Origin of the sequence: Klebsiella sp. CB_Kp196 (assembly GCF_040061575.1) — a bacterium.
Taxonomy (GTDB): Bacteria; Pseudomonadota; Gammaproteobacteria; order Enterobacterales; family Enterobacteriaceae; genus Klebsiella; species Klebsiella michiganensis.
This window is the reverse complement of record NZ_JBEAFH010000006.1, coordinates 27000-48747: the sequence shown is the minus strand read 5'-3', so window position 1 is coordinate 48747 and position 21748 is coordinate 27000. Positions and strand designations below refer to the sequence as shown.

Below are 21748 nucleotides of genomic sequence, written 5' to 3'. Positions count from 1 at the left end.
ATTGTAATAGTATAAAAATTGCGCACTGGATGGCAGTTCATTTATGATGCGCAACGAATCACGGACTGATGTTTATAAAGGCTGCCAATTATGCAGCGCCAGGTTTGTTAATGATGAGGTCCGTGAATGCCCCGCAGTTTATGGTTCAAGGTTATTGTTTTACTGGCCGCCCTTTGGGCGCCGTTAAGTCAGGCAGACACCGGATGGCAACCGATCCAGGAAACCATCCGTAAAAGCGAAAAAGATACCCGTCAATATCAGGCGATCCGCCTCGATAACGGCATGGTAGTGCTGCTGGTTTCCGATCCCCAGGCGGTAAAATCGCTGTCGGCGCTGGTCGTTCCCGTGGGATCGCTGCAGGATCCCGCCGAGCATCAGGGGCTGGCCCACTTCCTGGAGCATATGACGCTGATGGGCTCGAAAAAGTATCCCCAGCCTGACAGCCTCGCCGAGTATCTCAAAATGCACGGCGGCAGCCACAACGCCAGCACCGCCCCGTATCGCACCGCCTTCTATCTTGAAGTGGAAAACGATGCCCTGGACGGCGCGGTCGATCGCCTGGCCGACGCCATCGCCGCGCCGCTGCTGGATAAAAAATATGCCGATCGCGAGCGTAATGCGGTTAACGCCGAGCTCACGATGGCGCGTACCCGGGACGGGATGCGAATGGCGCAGGTTAGCGCGGAAACCATTAACCCGGCGCACCCCGGCTCGCAGTTTTCCGGCGGTAACCTTGAAACGCTGAGCGACAAGCCCGGCAAACCGGTGCTTGATGCCCTGCACGCCTTTCGCGATAGCTGGTATTCCGCCAACCTGATGAAAGCGGTGATCTACAGCAACAAGCCTCTGCCGGAGCTGGCGAGCATCGCGGCGGCCACCTACGGTCGCGTGCCGAACCACGATATCAGCAAACCGGAGATTACCGTCCCGGTGGTGACCGATGCGCAAAAGGGTATCATCATTCACTACGTTCCGGCGATGCCGCGTAAAGTGCTGCGCGTGGAGTTCCGCATTGATAATAATAGCGACAAGTTCCGCAGCAAAACCGACGAGCTGGTGACCTATATGATCGGTAATCGCAGTCCCGGTACGCTCTCAGACTGGCTGCAAAAGCAGGGGCTGGTTGAAGGGATTCGCGCGGACTCCGACCCGGTGGTGAACGGCAACAGCGGGGTGCTGGCTATATCCGCGACCCTGACGGACAAAGGTCTGGCGCACCGCGATGAAGTTACCGCGGCCATCTTCAGCTACCTCAACCTGCTGCGCAGCCAGGGAATCGATAAGCGCTATTTTGATGAGCTGGCCCACGTGCTGGCGCTCGACTTCCGCTACCCGTCCATCAACCGCAATATGGATTACGTCGAATGGCTGGCGGACACCATGATCCGCGTGCCGGTCGAGCATACGCTGGACGTTGTCAACATTGCCGATCGCTACGATCCGCAGGCGATCGAAGACCGCCTGGCGATGATGACGCCGCAAAACGCCCGCATCTGGTACATCAGCCCGAAAGAGCCGCATAACAAGACCGCCTACTTCGTCAATGCGCCCTATCAGGTGGATAAAATCAGCGAGCAGACCTTTGCCGACTGGCAGCAGAAGTCCAGCGCCATCGACCTCAAGCTGCCGGTGCTGAACCCCTATATTCCGGATGATTTCAGCTTAATCAAAAGCGACAAGGCTTACCCGCATCCGCAGCTGATTGTAGATGAACCGACGCTGCGGGTGATTTACGCGCCGAGCCAGTACTTCGCCAGCGAACCGAAAGCGGATATTTCGCTGGTTCTGCGTAACCCGCAGGCAATGGACAGCGCCCGCCGGCAGGTGATGTTTGCGCTCAATGATTATCTGGCGGGCATTGCGCTCGACCAGCTCAGCAACCAGGCGGCGGTCGGGGGGATAAGCTTCTCTACCGGCGCGAATAACGGACTGATGGTTAACGCCAACGGCTATACGCAGCATCTGCCTGAGCTGTTTAACGCCCTGCTCGATGGTTACTTCAGCTATACGCCAACCGAAGAGCAGCTGGAGCAGGCTAAATCCTGGTACGCCCAGATGATGGATTCGGCGGATAAAGGTAAAGCCTACGATCAGGCGATCATGCCGATTCAGATGGTTTCTCAGGTGCCGTACTTCCAGCGCGAAGAGCGTCGGGCGCTGCTGCCATCGATCACCCTGAAAGAGGTGCTGGAATACCGCGATAATCTCAAGGCGAAAGGGCGACCGGAGCTGATGGTCATCGGTAATCTTACCGCCGATCAATCCACCGCCATGGCGCGGCAGATTCAAAAACAGCTGGGCGCCGACGGCAACGAGTGGTGCCGTAACAAAGACGTTCTGGTCGATCGTAAACAGCTGGCGATTTTTGAAAAAGCGGGCAACAGTACCGATTCCGCGCTGGCCGCCGTCTTCGCGCCGCCGAACGTGGACGAATACGCCAGCTCTGCCGCCAGCTCGCTCCTCGGGCAAATCGTACAGCCGTGGTTCTATAACCAGCTACGTACGGAAGAGCAGCTGGGCTACGCGGTCTTCGCCTTCTCGATGAACGTTGGCCGCCAGTGGGGGATGGGCTTCCTGCTGCAAAGCAGCGATAAGCAGCCGGCTTACCTCTGGCAGCGTTTCCAGGCCTTCTTCCCCACGGCGGAAGCCAAACTGCGGGCAATGAAGCCGGAAGAGTTTGCGCAGATTCAGCAGGCGGTGATCGGTCAGATGCTGGAAGCGCCGCAAACGCTGGGCGATGAAGCGTCGAAGCTGAGCAAAGATTTCGATCGCGGTAATATGCGCTTCGATTCACGTGATAAAGTAGTGGCTCAGATTAAACTGCTGACGCCGCAAAAGCTTGCCGACTTCTTCCATCAGACGGTGGTGGATCCGCAGGGCATGGCAATTCTCTCCCAGGTTTCCGGTAGCCAGAATGGCAAGGCGGAATACGCGCATCCGCAGGATGGCAAAGTCTGGGAGAACGTCAGCGCATTGCAGAAATCCTTACCCCTGATGCGAGAGAATGAATGACCGACACCGCCGAGTCTCTTGACCCACTGCGCTTGCCCCTGACGGGCGAGCGCCTGATAGAAGCCTCTGCGGGCACAGGAAAAACCTTTACCATTGCCGCCCTCTATCTGCGGCTGCTGCTGGGGCTGGGCGGGGAATCCGCCTTTCCCCGCCAGGTCAGCGTGGAAGAGCTGCTGGTAGTGACCTTTACCGAAGCGGCGACCGAAGAGCTGCGCGGGCGTATTCGCAGCAATATCCACGAGCTGCGTATCGCCTGCCTGCGCGAAAGTACCGACAATCCTCTCTACGCCGGGCTGCTGGCGGAAATCGCCGATAAAACCCAGGCGGCGCAAACGCTGCTGCTGGCCGAACGGCAGATGGACGAAGCGGCGGTATTTACCATTCACGGCTTCTGCCAGCGGATGCTGAGCCTTAACGCCTTTGAGTCCGGCATGCTGTTCGAACAGCAGCTGATTGAAGATGAATCCCGCCTGCGCTATCAGGCCTGCGCCGACTTCTGGCGTCGCCACTGTTACCCGCTGTCGCGTGACATCGCGGCGGTTATCCACGAAGCGTGGAAAGGGCCGCGCGATCTGCTGAAATCCATCGACCGCTGGCTACAGGGAGAGGCGCCGCAGCTCAAATCGCCGCCGCCGGCTGACGAAACGCTGGCCGAACGCCATCAGCAAATTATCGAACGCATCAACGCGCTGAAGCAGCAGTGGCTGGCACAGGTGGGCGAGGTTGAGGCGGTGCTGGAAAACTCGGGCCTCGACCGGCGCAAGTTTAATCGCGGCAATCAGGGGAAATGGCTGGAGAAAGTGACCGCCTGGGCCCAGGAAGAGACCCTCAGCTACCAGCTTCCGGATGCGCTGGAGAAGTTCTCCCAGGCCTTCTTGCTTGAGCGCACCAAAGCGGACGGTGCGCCGCCGGTACACCCGCTGTTCAGCGCGGTAGAAGCGCTGCTGGCGACACCGTTAACCTTGACCGATCTGGTGATTGCCAGGGCGATGGTTGAAATCCGCGAAGCGGTCGCGCGGGAGAAACGCCGCCGCGGCGAGCTGGGCTTTGACGATATGCTTAGCCGCCTGGATGACGCCCTGCGCGGGGAGAGCGGCGAAGTGCTGGCCAGCGCGATTCGCCAGCGCTTTCCGGTGGCGATGATCGACGAATTTCAGGATACCGACCCGCAGCAGTACCGCATCTTTCGCCGCATCTGGCGGCGCCAGGCAGACACCGCGCTGCTGCTGATTGGTGACCCCAAACAGGCCATTTACGCCTTCCGCGGCGCGGATATCTTTACCTACATGAAAGCGCGTGGGGACGTCACCGCCCACTATACGCTCGATACCAACTGGCGCTCTGCGCCGGGGATGGTTGATAGCGTCAATCGCCTGTTTAGCCTCAGCGATAACCCCTTTATGTTCCGCGAAATCCCGTTTATGCCGGTGAAGTCGGCCGATAAAAACCAGGGGCTGCGCTTTACCGTCGATGATGCTGCGGTACCGGCGATGAATATCTGGCTGATGTCGGGCGAGGCCGTCGGGGCGGGGGATTACCAGGCGTTTATGGCCCAGCTGTGCGCGGCGCAAATTCGCGACTGGCTCAGCGCGGGCCAGCAGGGCAAGGCGCTGCTGTGGCGCGGTGAAAAAGCTGAACCCGTGCGGGCTTCGGACATCACGGTGCTGGTGCGCAATCGTCAGGAGGCGTCGTTAATTCGCGATGCCCTTCAGCTGCTGTCGATTCCCTCCGTCTATCTCTCCAACCGCGATAGCGTGTTTGAAACCCCCGAGGCGCAGGAGCTGCTGTGGGTGCTGCAGGCGGTGCTGGCCCCCGAGCGGGAAAATACCCTGCGCAGCGCGCTGGCAACCGCAATGTTCGGCCTCAACGCGCAGGACATTGAAAACCTCAACCAGAGCGAACGGGCCTGGGATGAGCTGGTAGAAGAGTTTAGCGGCTACCGGCAAGTCTGGCGGCAGCGCGGCGTGATGCCGATGCTGCGCGCGCTGATGACCGCGCGGCGCATTGCCGAAAACCTGCTGGCGACCAGCGGCGGCGAGCGGCGCCTGACCGATATCCTGCATATCAGCGAGCTGCTACAGGAGGCGGCGAACCAGCTGGAGAGCGAACATGCGCTGGTGCGCTGGCTGGCGCAGCATATCGCCGAGCCGGATAGCAACGCCTCCAGCCAGCAGATGCGCCTGGAGAGCGATAAGCACCTGGTGCAGATCGTCACCATCCATAAATCGAAAGGGCTGGAGTATCCGCTGGTCTGGCTGCCGTTTATTGCGCGTTTCCGTAAACAGGATCAGGCGTTTTATCACGACAGAACCTCCTTTGCCGCCGTTCTCGACCTGGGGCAGGCGGAGGGCAGCATGGAGCTGGCGGAGGCCGAACGCCTGGCCGAAGATCTGCGCCTGCTTTACGTCGCGCTGACCCGTGCGGTCTGGCACTGCAGCCTTGGCGTTGCGCCGCTCAGCACCCGGCGCAGCGACAAGCCCGGCGCCAGCGATTTTCACCACAGCGCGCTGGGCCGACTGCTGCAGGGCGGGGAAGCGATGGATGCCGCAGGGCTGATGGCCCGCCTGCAGGCGTTCTGCAGCGGGGAGATCGCCCTACGGCTCCCGGATACGGCTGCGCCAACTCCGTGGCAGGCTCCGCAGGCGGCGCTACCGCCGCTTTCAGCCCGTTTGCTCGCGCGTTCGGTGACCGATGACTGGCGGGTCACCAGCTACTCCGGCCTGCAGCAGAATGGACACAGCGCGGCGCAGGATCTTCTGCCGCGTCTGGATGTCGATGCCGCCGGCGTCGGTGAGGTCGCGGAAGAGCCGCAGCTTACGCCGCACCAGTTCCCCCGCGGCGCGTCGCCGGGGACGTTTCTCCACAGTTTGTTCGAAGATCTCGATTTTACCCAGCCGGTTCCCGCCGACTGGATGGCGGCCAGGCTCCAACTGAACGGCTTCGAGGAAAAGTGGACCCCGGTGCTGACCGCATGGCTCGACGGCGTGCTGCGTACCCCTCTGCCCGGCGCGGGCATCGCCCTTAATCAGCTGGGCGAAGGCGATAAACAGGTGGAGATGGCGTTTTATCTGCCCATCGAACAGCCGCTGGATCCCCTGCGTCTGGATGCGCTGATTCGTCAGTACGATCCGCTCTCCGTGGATACCCCAACGCTCGATTTCCGCCAGGTGCGGGGGATGCTGAAAGGCTTTATCGACCTGGTGTTTCGTCACAACGGTCGCTATTACCTGCTGGATTACAAATCCAACTGGCTGGGGGAAAATCGCGAGGCCTATACCCAGGACGCGATGCGGCAGGCAATGCGTTCGCACCGTTACGATTTGCAGTACCAGCTCTATAGCCTGGCGCTGCACCGATATTTACGCCACCGCATTGCCGATTATGATTACGAACGCCACTTCGGCGGCGTTATTTATCTCTTTTTACGCGGCATGGACGGGCAGGACGGCGGGCAGGGTATCTTCACCACCCGGCCGGCGCTGCCGCTGATTAACGGCCTCGATGCGCTGTTTGCCGGGGAAACCCAGGAGGTTGTGCTATGACCATGGATGAACTGTTACTGCAGGCGGTTGAACAGCGCCTGCTGCGCCCGCTGGACGTCCAGTTTGCGCTCATGGTGGCGCAGGAGGCGCATCCGGCGGTGAAGCTCACCGCCGCCATTCTCAGCCGCGATGCCGGTGAAGGCCACGTCTGCCTGCCGATTTCGCGTCTCGCCGAGGATGAGCTGCTGAGCGCAAAAGCGGCAGGCCTGAGTGAGCAGATCCTTGAGCTGACCGGCGCCCCGGACGGCTGGCTGCCGCTGCTTAACGATGCTGAGGCGGTCAGCGGCGGTGAGCGCCCGACGCCGATGATCCTCTGCGGCGAACGGCTTTACCTCAACCGCATGTGGCGCAACGAATTAACCGTCGCGCGCTTTTTCAATGAGGCCAATCAGGTTCTGGAGGTGGATGAAGCCCGGCTGGCTTCGACGCTCGACGCGCTGTTTCCGCCCGCTGAGGAAACGGACTGGCAAAAAGTGGCGGCTGCGGTCGCCCTGACCCGACGGATTTCGGTGATTTCCGGCGGTCCGGGCACCGGTAAAACCACGACCGTCGCTAAACTGCTGGCCGCGCTGATCCAGACGTTCTCCAGCCCGCGCTGCCGGATTCGTCTGGCGGCGCCGACCGGTAAAGCCGCGGCGCGCCTGACCGAGTCCCTCGGCGCGGCGCTGCGCCGCCTCCCTCTCAGCGACCAACAAAAGGCGCTGGTGCCCACCGAAGCCAGCACCCTCCATCGCCTGCTGGGCGCGCAGCCCGGCAGCCAGCGGATGCGCTATCACGCCGGCAACCCGCTGCATCTTGACGTGCTGGTGGTGGATGAAGCCTCAATGATTGACCTGCCGATGATGTCGCGCCTGATCGACGCGCTGCCTGAGCACGGAAGGGTGATTTTCCTTGGCGACCGCGATCAGCTGGCGTCGGTAGAGGCCGGAGCGGTGCTGGGGGATATTTGCGCCTGGGTTAATGCAGGCTATACCCCGGCGCGGGCGGCACAGCTCGCCCGGTTGACCGGCCAGCCGGTGCCGGCGGGCGAGGGCAACGTTGCCGGTGCGCTGCGCGACAGCCTGTGCCTGCTGCAAAAAAGCTACCGTTTTGGTCGCCATTCCGGTATCGGCCATCTGGCGTGGGCGGTGAACAGCGGCGAGCGCAGCGCGGTACGCGCAACGCTGCGTCAGTCGTTCGACGATATCGCCCTGTATCCGCTGAGCGCCACCGAAGAGTATGAAGCGATGCTGAATCAGGCGCAGGCGGGCTACGGCCGCTTCCTGCAGCTGCTGCGCGCGCGGGCTGAGCCCGAAGAGATGATCGCCGCCTTTGGCGAATTCCAGCTGCTGTGCGCGCTGCGCGAGGGGCCGTATGGGGTCAGCGGCGTGAACGAACAGCTGGAGCAGATGCTGAACCGCAAGCGGGCGATCGCGTTACCGCGGCATTCGCGCTGGTATGAAGGACGGCCGGTGATGATCTCCCGCAACGACAGCGCGCTGGGACTGTTTAACGGCGATATCGGCATCGCGCTGGAAAGAGGCGATGGCCTGCGCGTCTGGTTCCCGATGCCCGATGGCAGCATCAAGTCGGTACAGCCAAGTCGTCTGCCGGAGCACGATACCGCCTGGGCGATGACGGTGCATAAATCGCAGGGATCGGAGTTCGATCACGCGGCGCTGATCCTGCCTTCGCGCAGCGTGCCGCTGGTAACCCGCGAGCTGGTTTATACCGCCATTACGCGTGCGAAACGGCAGCTGTCGATCTATGCCGATGAGCAGGTGCTGACTCAGGCGGTGGCTGCGCGTACCGAACGACGCAGCGGCCTGACGGATATCTTTTCCGCCCAGTAAGGTTTTCCCCGGTCGGCCGCGCGCTTTCCGGGGAGAAGGGATCAGGCCAGGTCTGCCATCAGCACCTTGGAGCGGCGCTGATAGTTGTACATCTCTTTTTTGCTCTCCGGCAGCAGGTCGACGTCGACCGGCGTAAATCCGCGCTCCTGGAACCAGTGAATGCTGCGGGTCGTAAGAACAAACAGCTTGCTGAGGCCCATTTGCTTCGCCTGCGCGGCAATACGTTCGAGCAGCACTTCACCGCGCGATGAGCTGCGGTAATCCGGATGCACCGCCACGCAGGCCATTTCGCCGATCTTCTCTTCCGGGAAAGGATAGAGCGCGGCGCAGGCGATGGTGGTGTTGTCGCGCTGAATAATGGTGAATTTATCGATTTCCATCTCCAGCTGTTCGCGCGAACGCCTGACCAGAATGCCCTGCTGCTCCAGCGGGCTAATCAGCTCGAGGATGCCGCCGATATCGTTAATGGTGGCGCGGCGGATCTGCTCGGCGCTCTCCATCACTATCTGGGTACCGATACCGTCGCGTGAGAACAGCTCCTGCAGCAGGGTGCCGTTTTCCTGATAGCTGATCAGGTGGCAGCGGCGCACGCCGCTGCGGCAGGCTTTTACCGCGCCGCGCAGAAAGCGCACGGTGCCGGAGCTGTAGTCTTCGTCCGCTTCCATCTCTTCCACCCGCGCCTGGGCTTCGTTGGGGAACAGCTCGGGGACGATCTCGCCATCCTGATTGTGAACCCCCTGCGATGAGCAGAAGCCGATCATCTTTTCGGCCTTCAGCTTAATCGCCAGCTGGGTCGCAATCTCTTCCGAGGTCAGGTTAAAGCTTTCGCCGGTGACCGACACCGCAACCGGGCCCATCAGCACGATTGCGCCGTTATCCAGCTGGCGGTGAATGGCTTCTTCATCGATGCGCCGGATGCGCCCGCTGTGACAGTAATCCACGCCGTCGTCCACGCCTAACGGCTGCGCGATAATGAAGTTGCCGCTGACCACGTTGATATGGGCGCCCTGCAGTGGGGTGTTGTTGAGGCTCATCGACAGGCGAGCGGTAATTTCCAGCTGCAGCATGCCCGCCGCCTGCTTAACCAGCTCGAGCGTTTTGGCGTCAGTCACTCGGGTTTGTTTATGATAAACCGGCTCGTGACGATGCTCCGCCAGGTTGGCATCGATCTGCGGGCGGGCGCCATAGACCACCACCAGACGAATTCCCAGGCTGTGAAGCAGGCCAATGTCATTGACTATACTAGAGAAATTATCATGCTCGATGGCTTCCCCGCCCAGCATGATGACAAACGTTTTACCCCGATGGGCATTAATATAGGGGACAGAATGGCGGAATCCCTCTACCAGTTCGGTGCGACGTTCCTTCACCATGACACAACCTCAATGCATGATTATTCGTAATTACTGTATTTTTATTCTGTTTTGCCGGCAAACGCAAGCCCCAATTTTTGGCTGAGCCGGGAAAACAGTGTGAGCCAAATCAGGGTGTCAAAGATTGTTTACCCTTTTATAGATGACAGGTTATGCGCCTTTCGTTAAAGTTTCCGGTCAATCTGTTTGTTTTAAATACGAATGATTTCTTACTGCTTGGGAGTGGCATGTCGGGATACAAGTCAGGATTAAGCCGCCGCCGATTTTTACAGGGGGCGGGCGCCATGTGGTTAATGAGTGTGAGTCCGGTTGGGTTGGCTGCCGCGGCGCAGGTGGTTGCCGTACGCGTCTGGCCATCATCGACCTACACGCGCGTCACCGTGGAGTCCAACCATATCCTGAAATATCGGCAGTTTGCGCTCAGCAATCCTGAACGTGTGGTGGTGGATCTGGAAGGGGTTAATCTCAACTCCGTACTGAAAGGTATGGGGAGTCAGATTCGCGGTGACGATCCCTATATTCAATCCGCTCGCGTGGGGCAGTTCGATCCGCAAACCGTGCGCATGGTGTTTGAGCTGAAACAGAACGTGAAACCGCAGCTGTTTGCGCTGGCTCCGGTCGCCGGGTTTAAAGAGCGTCTGGTCATGGACCTCTATCCCGCTAACGCCACCGACGTGCAGGATCCGCTGCTGGCGCTGCTCGAAGATTACAACAAAGGCGATCTTCAGCGGCAGGTTCCGCCTGCGGAGAGCGGGCCTAAACCGGGTAAAGCCGGGCGCGATCGACCCATTGTTATCATGCTCGATCCCGGCCACGGCGGCGAAGACTCCGGCGCGGTGGGAAAATACCGCACCCGCGAGAAAGACGTGGTGCTGCAGATTGCCCGGCGGCTGCGCGCGCTGATCGAGAAAGAGGGCAATATGAAGGTCTATATGACCCGCAACGAGGATGTCTTTATCCCGCTGAAGGTCCGCGTCGCCAAAGCGCAGAAGCAGCGCGCCGACCTGTTTGTCTCTATTCATGCCGACGCGTTTACCAGCCGCCAGCCCAGCGGATCGTCGGTGTTTGCCCTGTCAACCAAAGGGGCCACCAGTACTGCGGCTAAATATCTGGCGCAGACCCAGAACGCCTCGGATCTGATTGGCGGCGTCAGCAAAAGCGGCGATCGCTACGTCGACCACACGATGTTCGACATGGTGCAGTCGCTGACCATCGCCGACAGCCTGAAGTTCGGCAAGGCGGTGCTGGAAAAGATGGGCAACATTAATAACCTGCACAAGAACCGGGTTGAGCAGGCGGGCTTCGCGGTGCTGAAGGCGCCGGATATTCCATCGATTCTGGTGGAAACCGCGTTTATCAGTAACGTCGAAGAAGAGCGTAAATTGAAAACGGCGAAATTCCAGCAGGAAGTTGCAGAGTCGATTCTGGCAGGGATTAAAGCCTACTTCGCCGACGGCGCGACGCTGGCAAGGCGAGGGTAACGCAACAGGAAAGGTAAATGGCTCTACTTAAGAGCGCGCACGGCGGCAATATTCGCGAGGCCGCCGCGCTTATGGGCATCTCTGCGGCGCAGCTGCTGGATTTTAGCGCCAATATTAATCCGCTGGGGATGCCGGAAAGTTTAAAGCGCGCCATCCTCGACAATATGGCCTGCGCCGAACGCTACCCTGACGTTGAGTATCAGCAGCTGCACCTTGCGCTGGCGGAACACCATCAGATCCCCGCCTCGTGGATCCTCGCCGGAAACGGCGAAACCGAAGCGATCTTTACGCTGGTTCAGGGGCTGAAGCCGCGCCAGGCGATGATCGTCACCCCGGGCTTTGCCGAATACCGCCGGGCGCTGCAGTCGGTGGACTGCGCGGTGCGGGAATTTCTGCTGCGCGAGGCGGATGGCTGGCAGCTCACCGGGGCGATTCTTGACGCCCTGACGCCGGATCTGGACTGCTTATTTCTCTGCACGCCGAACAATCCTACCGGCCTGTTGCCCGAGCGCCGTCTGCTGGAGATGATTGCTGAACGCTGTCGGTCGCTGGGCATTGCCCTGATTCTCGATGAAGCGTTTATCGATTTTATCCCCGACGAGCCGGGATTTATTCCGCTGCTGGGCCACAACCCGCACGTGTGGGTACTGCGTTCGCTGACCAAGTTTTATGCTATTCCCGGCCTGCGTCTGGGGTATCTGGCCAATGGCGATGCGCGGGCGGTGGCGAGAATGCGCGAGCGCCAGATGCCGTGGTCGATAAACGCGTTTGCCGCCCTGGCGGGGGAAATCATTCTCCAGGATAGCGCCTACCAGCAGCAAACCTGGCAGTGGCTGGCGGAGGAGGGGCAGCGCTTTAACCATCAGCTGCGCCATATTCCCGGCCTGACGGTCTATCCCGGGCGGGCAAACTATCTGTTTCTGCGCTGCGACGTGGCGGATCTGGATCTGCAATACGCGATGCTGCAACAGCACATCCTGATCCGCAGCTGCGCCAACTACCCGGGGCTCGACGGGCGCTACTTCCGCGTCGCGATCCGCAGCCAGCAGGAAAATACCCGGCTGCTGACGGCCTTCAGGCGGGTATTTAACGAGTAGATGTCTGCCGCCATTGTTCGTCTGCGGTTCTTCCCGGTGGCGCTGCGCTGACCGGGCTACGGGTTTACAGCCATCTGCGGACCGGTAGCCCGCCTCCGGGGGATGTGCACAGCATGAGGTTTTGTTGCGGTCTTCTTCCCGGCTCGCGCTGCGCTTAGCCGGGCTACGGGTTCATAGCCGTCTGCGGACCGGTAGCCCGCCTCCGGGGAAGGTGCACAGCATGAGGTTTTGTTGCGGTCTTCTTCCCGGCTCGCGCTGCGCTTAGCCGGGCTACGGGCTCATAGCCGTCTGCGGACCGGTAGCCCGGACAGGCGCGCAGCGCCGCCTCCGGGGAAGGTGCACAGCATGAGGTTTTGTTGCGGTCTTCTCCCCGGCTCGCGCTGCGCTTAGCCGGGCTACGGGTTTACAGCCGTCTGCGGGCCGGTAGCCCGGGTAAGGCGCGCAGCGCCGCAACCCGGGGAATGCGTCGGGATGAATGTATCGGTGCGGCTTCTCCCCGGCTCGCGCTGCGCTTAGCCGGACTACGGGCTCATAGCCGTCTGCGGGTCGGTAGCCCGGGTAAGGCGCGCAGCGCCGCAACCCGGGGAATGTGCCGGGATGAATGCATCGGTGCGGTCTTCTCCCCGGCTCGCGCTGCGCTTAGCCGGACTACGGGCTCATAGCCGTCTGCGGGTCGGTAGCCCGGGTAAGGCGCGCAGCGCCGCAACCCGGGGCATGGCTGCGGAAGCGTTAGCGCAGCTCGACGCCGCCCTGCACCATGCGCAGCAGGTGCTGCCGGGGCCAGAGCTCGCTAAGCCGCGTCTCTCCCAGCCGTCGCTGCAAATACTCAATATCGTGACGCTGGCGGTCGAGCATCAGGCCGACCACGCTGCCGCTGTGCGCCACGTTAATACCGTATAAATCGCACTCTTCCACCAGCCCCCGCAGCGTATCAAACCCCGGCTTCGGCAGCAGATGCTGGCTGGCGACGGCGCTGAGCGTCGCGGCCTCTCCCATCCGCCGCGGATTATCCGTCTCGCAGGCCAGCTGAACTTTCTCCCAGGCTAGTTGCAGAGACGCGGAGTGGGCGTGCAGCTTTTCAAGCCGGGGAAGGCGGTGGTAATCGGTGGTCAGCAGCGTGGCGGGGCTTTCCAGCACCAGCAGATCGAGCTGCGGCTGGCTGCCGCAGGCAATCTGCGTGGCGGCGGTGTTGTGGTCGAACAGGGTCAGCTGGCGGAACAGAGTGCTGTCGGTGGGCTCCAGGGAGACGCAGAGCCGGGCGAGGGTGGTTTCATCCAGCGGATGGCCGAGATGATGCGCGGTGGCCACCGCCGTCGCGGCGATATCCGCGGTGCTGCTGGCCATCCCCTTGGCGACCGGAATCGTGGAGCAAATATCGATCCGAATCTCTTTGCCGAGCTCCGCCGGATAACGCCAGTAGCTCAGCAGCTGGTCGACCATCGCCCGCGCCAGCGGACGTTCATCCGCGCGAGGCGAACCGTAGTCCACCTCGACGGTGCTGTACCAGTCAACGGGGCAGGAGACCAGCTTCTCGCTGCCGAGGATCCAGCCCTGGATGAGTTCACCGCAGGAGGCGGGGCATTGTGCTACGGCCACGTATTCACCTATTGCTCAGGTTTCCAGGGCGCATAGTGTCATGCCGATCCCGCTATTACCATGATTCACCGCAACTTGCCGGGCGGCGAGCTCAGGCTGAAACGGTTAACGTCTGCGCTTCGGGAAGCGCCAGGCGCATCACATCGCGGGCAATCATCAGCTCTTCATTGGTATTGATGACCGCCACTTTAACCATCGCATTCTCGGCCTGGATAAAGGTGGCGTTGTGCTGGTTTTTCTCTTCATCGACCGACAGCCCGAGGAAATTCAGGTTATGGCAGATGGCGCTCCTGGCGCGGGCGGAGTTTTCGCCGATGCCGCCGGTAAAGATCAGCGCGTCCAGGCCGCCCATCTGCATAATATAGCTGCCGATGGTGGCGCGGATGCGCTCGGCAAATAGCGAGAGCGCCAGGGCCGCCCGACGATTGCCGCTGTCCGCCGCCTGCTCGACATCGCGATAATCGTGCGACACGCCGGAAACGCCCAGCAGGCCGGACTCGTTATTCAGCAGCTGATTAAGCTGCTCCGGCGTTTGCCCCTCATGCAGCGCCAGCCACGGTAGAATCGACGGATCGATATCGCCGCTGCGGGTGCCCATCATCACGCCGGACTGCGGCGTAAAGCCCATTGAGGTATTAACCGAGCGCCCGCCTTTGATTGCGCATACGCTACTGCCGTTGCCGAGATGGCAGCTCACCACGCGCAGGGCGCTCAGCGGCACGCCCAGCTTTTCCGCCAGCGTCGCGCTGACGTACTTATGGCTGGTGCCGTGGAAGCCGTAGCGGCGAATGCCCAGCTCGCTGTAGTAGCGCCACGGCAGCGGATAGATAAAGGCGCGCTCGTCCAGCGTCTGGTGAAAAGCGGTATCAAATACCGCCACCGACGGCGTTTCGGGCAGCAGCTGGCGGAAAACGTTAATGCCCAGCGCGTTGACCGGGTTGTGCAGCGGGGCCAGCTCCGCCAGGCGCTCGATTTCCGCTAAGGTATCATCGGTGACCGGCGTCGAATCTTTAAAGCGCTCTCCGCCGTGCGCCACGCGGTGGCCGACGCCGTCAATATCCTGCAAACTCTGGATAATCCGGTGGTCGAGGAGCTTTTCCAGCAGCAGGGTGACGGCTTCGCGGTGATCGGCAATCGGCGCCGTCTCCTGCCATTTTTGCGCCGGCGTTTTGAGGGTCACCTGGGCGTTTGCCATGCCGATACGTTCAATCAATCCCTGGCAGATCATATCGCCCTGAGGCATCTCCAGCAGCTGGAATTTTAACGATGAGCTGCCGGCATTAATGGCCATTATTTTGTAAGACATAGAGGTTCCTTCGAATTCAGAAAATCCAGCACGGCATCAAGACCCAGATTATTCAGCGCGCTGGTGACAAAAATCTGCTGCGCCCCTGCCTGCCTGAGCCACTCCTCGATGAGCGATAACCGCTGCGGGTCGGCCAGGTCGGCTTTGGTGATCAGGCCAATCGTCAGGCGGTTCATCGGGGCGGTAAAACCCGGAGAAAACGGCGACCACTGGGCGTCGGCGTTCAGCACCAGAGCGATAACGTCGGCCTCGCAGGCGCTGGTCAGCAGAGCGCTATAAAGGCAGCGGTTCTCCAGATATTCGCCCGGCGTGTCGATGGCCATCGGCGACCATTCAATCGCCTGGGTTTTCTTGTAATGGAGCGCTTCGCCGCGCAGGCCCTGGGTCAGCGAGGTTTTGCCGCACTGGCTGGGGCCGATAAACATCAGACGTTTCATCGCGCTACGTCCGGGTTATTGAGCAGGTAGTAAACTGCATCATCTCGCCCAGGGTGCGCGTCACCTGCTTGAGGGCGTACTCGACGGCGGAAACGTCGCCGGTCAGCACCACGGCGCCGGTAAAGCGGTCAAGGAAACCGATCTCCACCGCGCCGGATTTGGTGGCGATATCGCAGGCGATAATCGACGCCTCGCTGGGCGTAATGGTGAGGATGCCGATGGCGGAAACCGCATCCTGCAGGCCGAGTTTCTTAAAGAGATCTTTCCCGGGGTTGGCAATCAGGTGCGCGAGGGTCACCTGTTTCCCGGGAACGTATTCCTGAATCATGCGATCCGTGGTCGGCTGTCTTTCCATTATCCCTCCACCATCTGTCGCCACATGGCTTCATGCGGGCGCGGGATCACCGAACGGTAAACCAGCAGCCCTTTTTCGCCCGCGCTTTCGCTGGCTACCGTGACCGCGTTGTTGACGTCGGAAACGTCGCCCGCCACCACCATGTAGCATTTACCGCCGATGCCGAAGGCCATATGCACCCGCACCAGGGTGACGTTTGAGCCTTTTACCGCCCGATCGGCGGCGCTGATGCAGGCCGCAACGCTCCAGGTTTCAACGATGCCGACCGCCTGGCGCTTGTCCACGCTGTTCAGGCCGCTGATGGCCGGAAGGACGCTGGGGTGAATATTCGCCAGCACCAGGCTGTCGACGAGCATTTCGCCGGCCTGCGAGGCACCGGTTTCAATAGCCTGCTGGATAGCGCCGATATCCCCGCCGAGCATCAATAAAAACTTACCCGGGCAGATAGTCTTGCTGACCAGCAGATTGACGTTGGCGCTTTTCAGCATCGCATCGCCGAGTTCCATTCCTTTGGCAATGCTGGTGAGTTCTAAAATTCCTATAGCCTGAGACATGGTTAACCTCTTACCACCGTGATGGCCTGTTCGCTGATGGCCGCAACCACGCCGTCGATGCTGGCGTGAATCGGCGCGCCTAATGCGCCTGCCGGGATATCGGCAACGCATTGCCCGCGCGTAACGCGCTCTCCCACCGCAACGTTCGCTACCGCGCTGGCGCCGATATGCTGGCGCAGCGGCAACGTCACGGTTTCTACTGCCGGTTCGTCCTCCACCAGCGGCGCCTCCTGATACCAGGGGCTCAGCCCCAGTTTGGCGATCAGCCGCTTCACCGGCACGAGGCGATATTTCGCCATTTCGTCGGCCGGATAGAGCGGCCCTTCATAGCGCTGGTTTTGCGCCCGCAGCTCGCGTTTGAGCATGCGGTTGATGCGCATCGGCGAGATCCCCACCGGGCAGGCCACGCTTTCGCAGACGTTGCACTCCGAGCAGGTGAGGGCGCTCAGCAGCAGCTGCGGCGTAGCGGCCTGATGAAAGTTCACCGCCCGCACCAGCAGGTGCGGAGAGAGTTCGTGGCCGATCAGATGCCGCGGGCAGAGATCGGTACACAGTCGGCACTGCTCGCAGACGGTACGGGCCACGGAAAGCACCGTGCGCTCGTCCTGCATCCGCCGCTGGATAAGCGGATGGCTTTTCGGCAGCACCAGCAGGCCGCCGGTGGTTTTGGTTACCGGGCTATCGAGGGAGGTAATCAGGCCGCCCATCATCGGGCCGCCGTTAATAAAACCGGGGTCGTCGACCGTCGCGCCGCCCGCCAGCGCCAGCACTTCGCGCAGCGACATGCCGATGGGGACGGTGACGGTCAGCGGTCGTGCGACCGCGCCGTTAACGGTCAGCGTACGGCGGGTCACCGCAAACTGCTGCTCAACCGCGCGGGCAATATTGAGCACCGTTTGCACGTTATTCACCACGACCCCGACGCTGGCCGGCAGCGCGGCGGGCGCGACCCGGCGACCGGTAGCCAGCCAGATAGTCAGCACCTCATCGCCTGCGGGATAGACATCCGGCAGAATATGCAGGCGAATACCGGCAGGCAGCAGCGGGGTGAGCGCATCGATAGCCCGGCGGTACTTCTCTTTCAGGGCTATCACCCCTTCGCGCGCGCCGGTTGCCGTCATCGCGTACTGCACGCCGCGGACAAGACGTGCAGCCTGCTGCCACATCAGCTGCTGGTCGACCTTGAGCATCGGTTCGCACTCGGCGGCGTTCACCAGAAAAATCTCTACCTGCGCCTGCAGCTTCACGTGGGCGGGAAACCCCGCGCCCCCCGCGCCGACCACGCCCGCCGCGCGCACGCGCTCGCGGATCTCCTCGGCGCTCCAGGCCATTTCAGCAGCGTTGACGGCGGTACTCATAGCAGATCCTCCAGCAGTTCCTGAATCTCCCCGGCGCTGGCCGGGCGAGGATTGGTGCGTAGCGTCACGTCAGCCAGCGCGGCCTGCACCATTGCCGGAATACGCGCTGAGTACTGGGATCGTCCCTCTTTCAGCGCGACCGCCAGTGACGGCAGCGCGCAGCGCTGCTTGAGCCGTTCGATTTGCTGGATCAGCGCATTGATCGCCGTACTATCGCTGGCGTCTGCCGGACAAAAGCCGCAGGCTTTGGCCAGCCGCGCGTAGCGTTTTGCGGCGCGCGGATGACCGGCGTTAAAGCGGATAACCGCGGTTAACAGCAGCGCGTTGGCCAGCCCGTGCGGCAGATGAAACTGCCCGCCGAGCTGGTGGGCGAGGGCGTGGTTAAGCCCCAGCCCCGCCTGGCTGAACGCCATTCCGGCAAGCGTTGAGGCATTGTGCATTTTCCCGCGCGTCGCCACGCAGTCGCCTTTTTCCACCGCCGTGGGCAGATACTGAAACACCAGCCTGGCGGCTTTTTCCGCCAGCGCGTCGGTAAAGTCGCTGGCGTGCGGAGAGACCCACGCCTCCAGCGCGTGGGTCAGCACGTCCATGCCGGTGTTGGCCGTAATCTGCGGCGGCACGCTGACCACCAGATCCGGGTCAAGGATCGCCATATCGGGATAGAGCGCATTGTCGAACAGCGGATACTTGATGCCTTTATCCGGGTCGCTAATCACGCAGGCGCTGGTCACTTCCGAACCGGTACCGCTGGTGGTTGGTATCGCCACGCAGGTTTCGATATTGATGCCGCTCTGCTGGCTAAACCAGACGATGGCTTTCGCCGCGTCCATCGCCGAGCCGCCGCCGAAGCCGATGACCACCTGCGGCTGCAGGGCCTGCATTTGCGCAATGCCCTGCACCACGGTATGGATAGTAGGGTCCGGGGTTATCTCGCTAAAGACGCTGATGCGGTTATCTGCGGGCAACGCCTGGCGCAGGGTTTCCAGCAGCGGCGAGCGCGCAAGAAAGCCATCGCAGATGATCCAGATGTGCTTGTGGGTAAAGCGCCTGAGCACCGCCAGGCTACCCTGACCGCTGTACAACCGCGTTTGTAGTGAGAAAGTCTTCATCGCGACCTCGGTTAGCGAATGGAAAAGCCGTTGGTCAGCACGCAGCGACGGGAGCGGGCAAACGTACGCGCCGAGGTAGTCCCTTCACCGGTCGGCGTGGCGATAGTAAAGGTGGTAAAGCCTTCGCCGCCGACGCCAATCCCGGCATAAGAGGGGCCGTTCTTAACGAATATCGAGGTTTGCAGAGTGCGGGCCGCGAGGTTCAGGCGCGAGACATTTTGCGAGTGCATAATGGCGGTATGATGCAGCCCCTCTTCAACCTTCAGCGCCAGCGCCAGCGCGCTATCGAAATCGCTGACTTTCACCACCGGCAGCATCGGCATCAGCTGCTCGCTGGTGACCCACGGATCGTCGGCGTTAACCAGCGCTATCAGCAGACGCGGCGCTTTCGCCGGAACGGCGATGCCGGCCGCTTCCAGCATGGCCGATGGGCTTTTGCCGACCAGTTTTTTATTCGCCAGGCCTTCAGGCAGGCAGGCGGCGCGGAGTTTGTCGGTGTCGGCAGGGCTCAGCAGCAGCGCGCCGAAGGTTTGCATTTGCTGCACCAGACGTTCGGCGACGCTCTCCACCACAATCAGGCTCTTCTCGGCAATGCAGGGCAGGTTGTAATCGAACGAGGCGCCGTTGATGATATCTTCCGCCGCTTTGACCAGATCCGCCGTTTCATCGACGATGCAGGGCGGGTTGCCCGCGCCGGCGCCGATCACTTTTTTACCGCTCTTCATGCCCATCGCCACAATGCCGGGGCCGCCGGTGATAGCGAGGACCGCAATGCGCGGATGGGCCATCATCTGCTGGGTGGCTTCAAACGTCGGTTCCGCCACGGTGACCACCAGATTGCGGATGCCGCAGCAGCGGAAGGCAATCTCTTCAATCATGCTAATCAGCTTCAGAGAGACCTTTTTTGCTCCCGGATGCGGGCTGAAATAGACGCTGTTGCCCGCCGCCAGCATGCTGATGCTGTTGTTGATGATGGTCTCCGTCGGGTTGGTGCTCGGCGCGACCGACCCGATAACGCCAAACGGCGAATACTCAAACAGCACCATGCCGCCGTCGCCGGTCAGCGCGGTGGTGGTGAGATCTTCCACGCCCGGCGTGTTGTCCAGCGCAGCCTTGTTTTTCAGGAGCTTATCTTCTTTGTTGCCCATCCCCGTTTCATTGGCGCTCTCTTCCGCCAGCGCGGCCAGGTGCGGCGTCAGCTCCTGACGGATTGCGCTGATGATGGCGCTGCGGGTTTTCAGCGGGCACTGCTGATAACGTAAGAACGCCTGGTGCGCGGCGTCGATAGCCTCGCTGACGGACTGAAAAATCCCTTTGCCCTGCGGCTGGCCCGGCGTTTGCCCTGGGGTTAACTGTTCGCTAAGAATGGTGCGAATAAGGGTTTCGAGTTCGGAAGTATTCATTGATGAGTTCCCACGTTAATGGCCGCGATGGCGGCCAGTGCTATGTCCATGTCCTGCTCAACGCTGCCGCCGCTGATACCAAGACCCCCGATTAATAAGCCGTCGCGCCACAGGGCGTAACCGCCGCCAAAGGTGACCACTTTTCCCTGTAAATGCGTTTCGAGGCCATAAAGCGCGGCGCCTGGCTGAACGGCGTCGCTCAGCTCATGGGTCGCCGTTTTCATCGCCACCGCGGTCCAGGCCTTTTTCGGCGCCAGCTCGCTGCTGACCAGCAGAGCGTCCGGCATCCGCCAGGTCACGGTTTCGGTGCCGTGCGCGTCAACGATGCTGATCACCACCGGCACCTGTAGCTGCTGCGCGCGCTCAACGGCGGCGCGGGTAAGCTGGTGCAGATCGTGGAATGAGAGGGCCACGGGCGTCGTCTCCTTGCTGCGGCTCGGCTGGCTGGCGGCCAGATAGCGCCGGCTCACTTCGCGGATGATGTTGTTCTGGTGCGCATCGCTATCTTCCGCGCGCGCCAGGGCGTACAGGCAGTCTGATAAGCGATTGATGTAGCGCATCAGCACCTGGCGCACGTTGACTTCCGCCGCCAGCTCAACCAGCCGGCGTTCGGCCCGGCGGGCCAGCGTGCGGGCGAAATGCAGGCGGCTCGCGGCTTCGCAGCGGCCGGGTAAAATAAAGCTGTGCAGCGGTTCGACGCGGGCCATGGCCCGATCGATAGCGGCTTCCAGAGCGGAAATCTCTTCGCTGCTGATGTAGCGCTGTTTCGGCGACGGCCGTTCGCTGTCGCTGGCCAGTTCTGCGCTAAACCAGAAAATTTGCTGCTGGATAGCTTCGAGCAAGGCGCGGTGGTGTTCATCCGCGGCGGCGCAGGCGCACAGGCTCAGCGCGGCGTTCAGCTCATCCAGCGTGCCGTAGGCTTCAACCCGCGGGTGGGTTTTGCTCACCCGCTGGCCGGTAAAGAGTGAGGTGGTGCCAGCGTCGCCCGTTCGGGTATAAATCGCCATAGTCGCTCCTTAACGTGAAAGCGTATCGACAATGCCGACAACGGCGAGGTCGATGGCCTCGTTTGGCCCGGAAAAAACGTGCCTGGCGCTGGAACCGCCGCTGAGCAGCACCAGCTCGCCAACCCCCGCGCCGACGGAATCCACGGCGACTTCATCGCCGGAGGTCGGCGAGGTGGGGAGCTCGCCATCGGCGCTGACCCGCCGCACCAGCAGCAGCTTTTTGCCGACCAGGGAAGGCGATTTTTGCGTGGAGACAACCGCGCCCGTGACTCGTGCCAGATGCATG

17 protein-coding genes are annotated in these 21748 nt (G+C 61.4%); 6 read left to right on the top strand and 11 right to left on the bottom strand.

What is annotated here, in order from left to right:
• Positions 1-126 precede the first annotated feature (126 nt).
• Genes ptrA through recD form a run of 3 tightly spaced genes read left to right on the top strand, consistent with a single transcriptional unit; the run spans position 127 to position 8386 of the window.
• On the top strand, positions 127-3012 hold the full coding sequence (gene ptrA / locus ABLU87_RS03670; protein ID WP_025107418.1) for a pitrilysin: 2886 nt from the start codon (positions 127-129) through the stop codon (positions 3010-3012).
• Positions 3009-6554 carry an exodeoxyribonuclease V subunit beta gene (recB, locus tag ABLU87_RS03665; protein ID WP_122117099.1) on the top strand — a complete coding sequence of 1182 codons (3546 nt, stop codon included), beginning with the start codon at positions 3009-3011 and terminating at the stop codon, positions 6552-6554. Before ptrA ends, recB begins: the two co-directional genes overlap by 4 nt.
• Positions 6551-8386: an exodeoxyribonuclease V subunit alpha gene (recD, locus tag ABLU87_RS03660; RefSeq protein WP_038423517.1), complete on the top strand. Its 1836-nt coding sequence runs from the start codon at positions 6551-6553 to the stop codon at positions 8384-8386. The genes recB and recD overlap by 4 nt, the downstream gene beginning before the upstream one ends.
• A 41-nt stretch (positions 8387-8427) precedes the next feature.
• Here the strand turns inward: recD and argA are convergent, their stop codons facing one another.
• A complete protein-coding gene (gene argA / locus ABLU87_RS03655; RefSeq protein WP_004853841.1) occupies positions 8428-9759 on the bottom strand; it encodes an amino-acid N-acetyltransferase in 1332 nt (443 codons plus the stop codon).
• A 227-nt stretch (positions 9760-9986) separates the two neighbouring features.
• On the opposite strand from argA, the gene amiC reads away from it, so the two are divergent.
• From amiC to ABLU87_RS03640, 3 genes are all read left to right on the top strand, one after another.
• Positions 9987-11240, top strand: a complete 1254-nt coding sequence (gene amiC, locus ABLU87_RS03650; RefSeq protein WP_014226651.1) for an N-acetylmuramoyl-L-alanine amidase AmiC — start codon at positions 9987-9989, stop codon at positions 11238-11240.
• Between the two features lie 17 nt (positions 11241-11257).
• Positions 11258-12337, top strand: coding sequence for a threonine-phosphate decarboxylase CobD (gene cobD / locus ABLU87_RS03645; RefSeq protein WP_122117100.1), 1080 nt, complete (start codon positions 11258-11260; stop codon positions 12335-12337).
• Positions 12338-12693: 356 nt separating this feature from the next.
• A complete protein-coding gene (locus ABLU87_RS03640) occupies positions 12694-12999 on the top strand; it encodes a hypothetical protein (protein ID WP_122117101.1) in 306 nt (101 codons plus the stop codon).
• A 67-nt stretch (positions 13000-13066) separates the two neighbouring features.
• On the opposite strand, the gene ABLU87_RS03635 is transcribed toward ABLU87_RS03640, so the two are convergent.
• The 10 genes from ABLU87_RS03635 to pduN form a co-directional block, all read right to left on the bottom strand.
• Positions 13067-13933 (bottom strand): L-threonine kinase, encoded by an 867-nt coding sequence (locus ABLU87_RS03635; RefSeq protein ID WP_122117102.1) that lies wholly within the window; start codon positions 13931-13933, stop codon positions 13067-13069.
• A gap of 91 nt (positions 13934-14024) precedes the next feature.
• Entirely contained in the window at positions 14025-15239 is a 1215-nt protein-coding gene (locus ABLU87_RS03630) for an acetate/propionate family kinase (protein ID WP_122117103.1), read from the bottom strand.
• On the bottom strand, positions 15224-15676 hold the full coding sequence (gene pduV, locus ABLU87_RS03625; RefSeq protein WP_122117104.1) for a propanediol utilization protein PduV: 453 nt from the start codon (positions 15674-15676) through the stop codon (positions 15224-15226). The genes ABLU87_RS03630 and pduV overlap by 16 nt, the downstream gene beginning before the upstream one ends.
• 4 nt (positions 15677-15680) lie before the next feature.
• Positions 15681-16031: a propanediol utilization microcompartment protein PduU gene (pduU, locus tag ABLU87_RS03620; RefSeq protein ID WP_000441103.1), complete on the bottom strand. Its 351-nt coding sequence runs from the start codon at positions 16029-16031 to the stop codon at positions 15681-15683.
• Positions 16031-16585 carry a propanediol utilization microcompartment protein PduT gene (pduT, locus tag ABLU87_RS03615; RefSeq protein WP_004124543.1) on the bottom strand — a complete coding sequence of 185 codons (555 nt, stop codon included), beginning with the start codon at positions 16583-16585 and terminating at the stop codon, positions 16031-16033. Before pduT ends, pduU begins: the two co-directional genes overlap by 1 nt.
• Positions 16586-16587: 2 nt before the next feature.
• Positions 16588-17943 carry a cobalamin reductase PduS gene (gene pduS, locus ABLU87_RS03610; RefSeq protein WP_025107423.1) on the bottom strand — a complete coding sequence of 452 codons (1356 nt, stop codon included), beginning with the start codon at positions 17941-17943 and terminating at the stop codon, positions 16588-16590.
• Complete coding sequence (gene pduQ, locus ABLU87_RS03605) at positions 17940-19052, bottom strand: 1-propanol dehydrogenase PduQ (protein ID WP_122117105.1); 1113 nt, start codon at positions 19050-19052, stop codon at positions 17940-17942. The genes pduS and pduQ overlap by 4 nt, the downstream gene beginning before the upstream one ends.
• Before the next feature lie 11 nt (positions 19053-19063).
• Positions 19064-20455: a CoA-acylating propionaldehyde dehydrogenase PduP gene (pduP, locus tag ABLU87_RS03600; protein ID WP_122117106.1), complete on the bottom strand. Its 1392-nt coding sequence runs from the start codon at positions 20453-20455 to the stop codon at positions 19064-19066.
• Complete coding sequence (pduO, locus tag ABLU87_RS03595; protein WP_046876755.1) at positions 20452-21462, bottom strand: two-domain cob(I)yrinic acid a,c-diamide adenosyltransferase PduO; 1011 nt, start codon at positions 21460-21462, stop codon at positions 20452-20454. Before pduO ends, pduP begins: the two co-directional genes overlap by 4 nt.
• 9 nt (positions 21463-21471) lie before the next feature.
• Positions 21472-21747: a propanediol utilization microcompartment protein PduN gene (pduN, locus tag ABLU87_RS03590; RefSeq protein ID WP_014839410.1), complete on the bottom strand. Its 276-nt coding sequence runs from the start codon at positions 21745-21747 to the stop codon at positions 21472-21474.
• Position 21748: the final 1 nt, after the last annotated feature.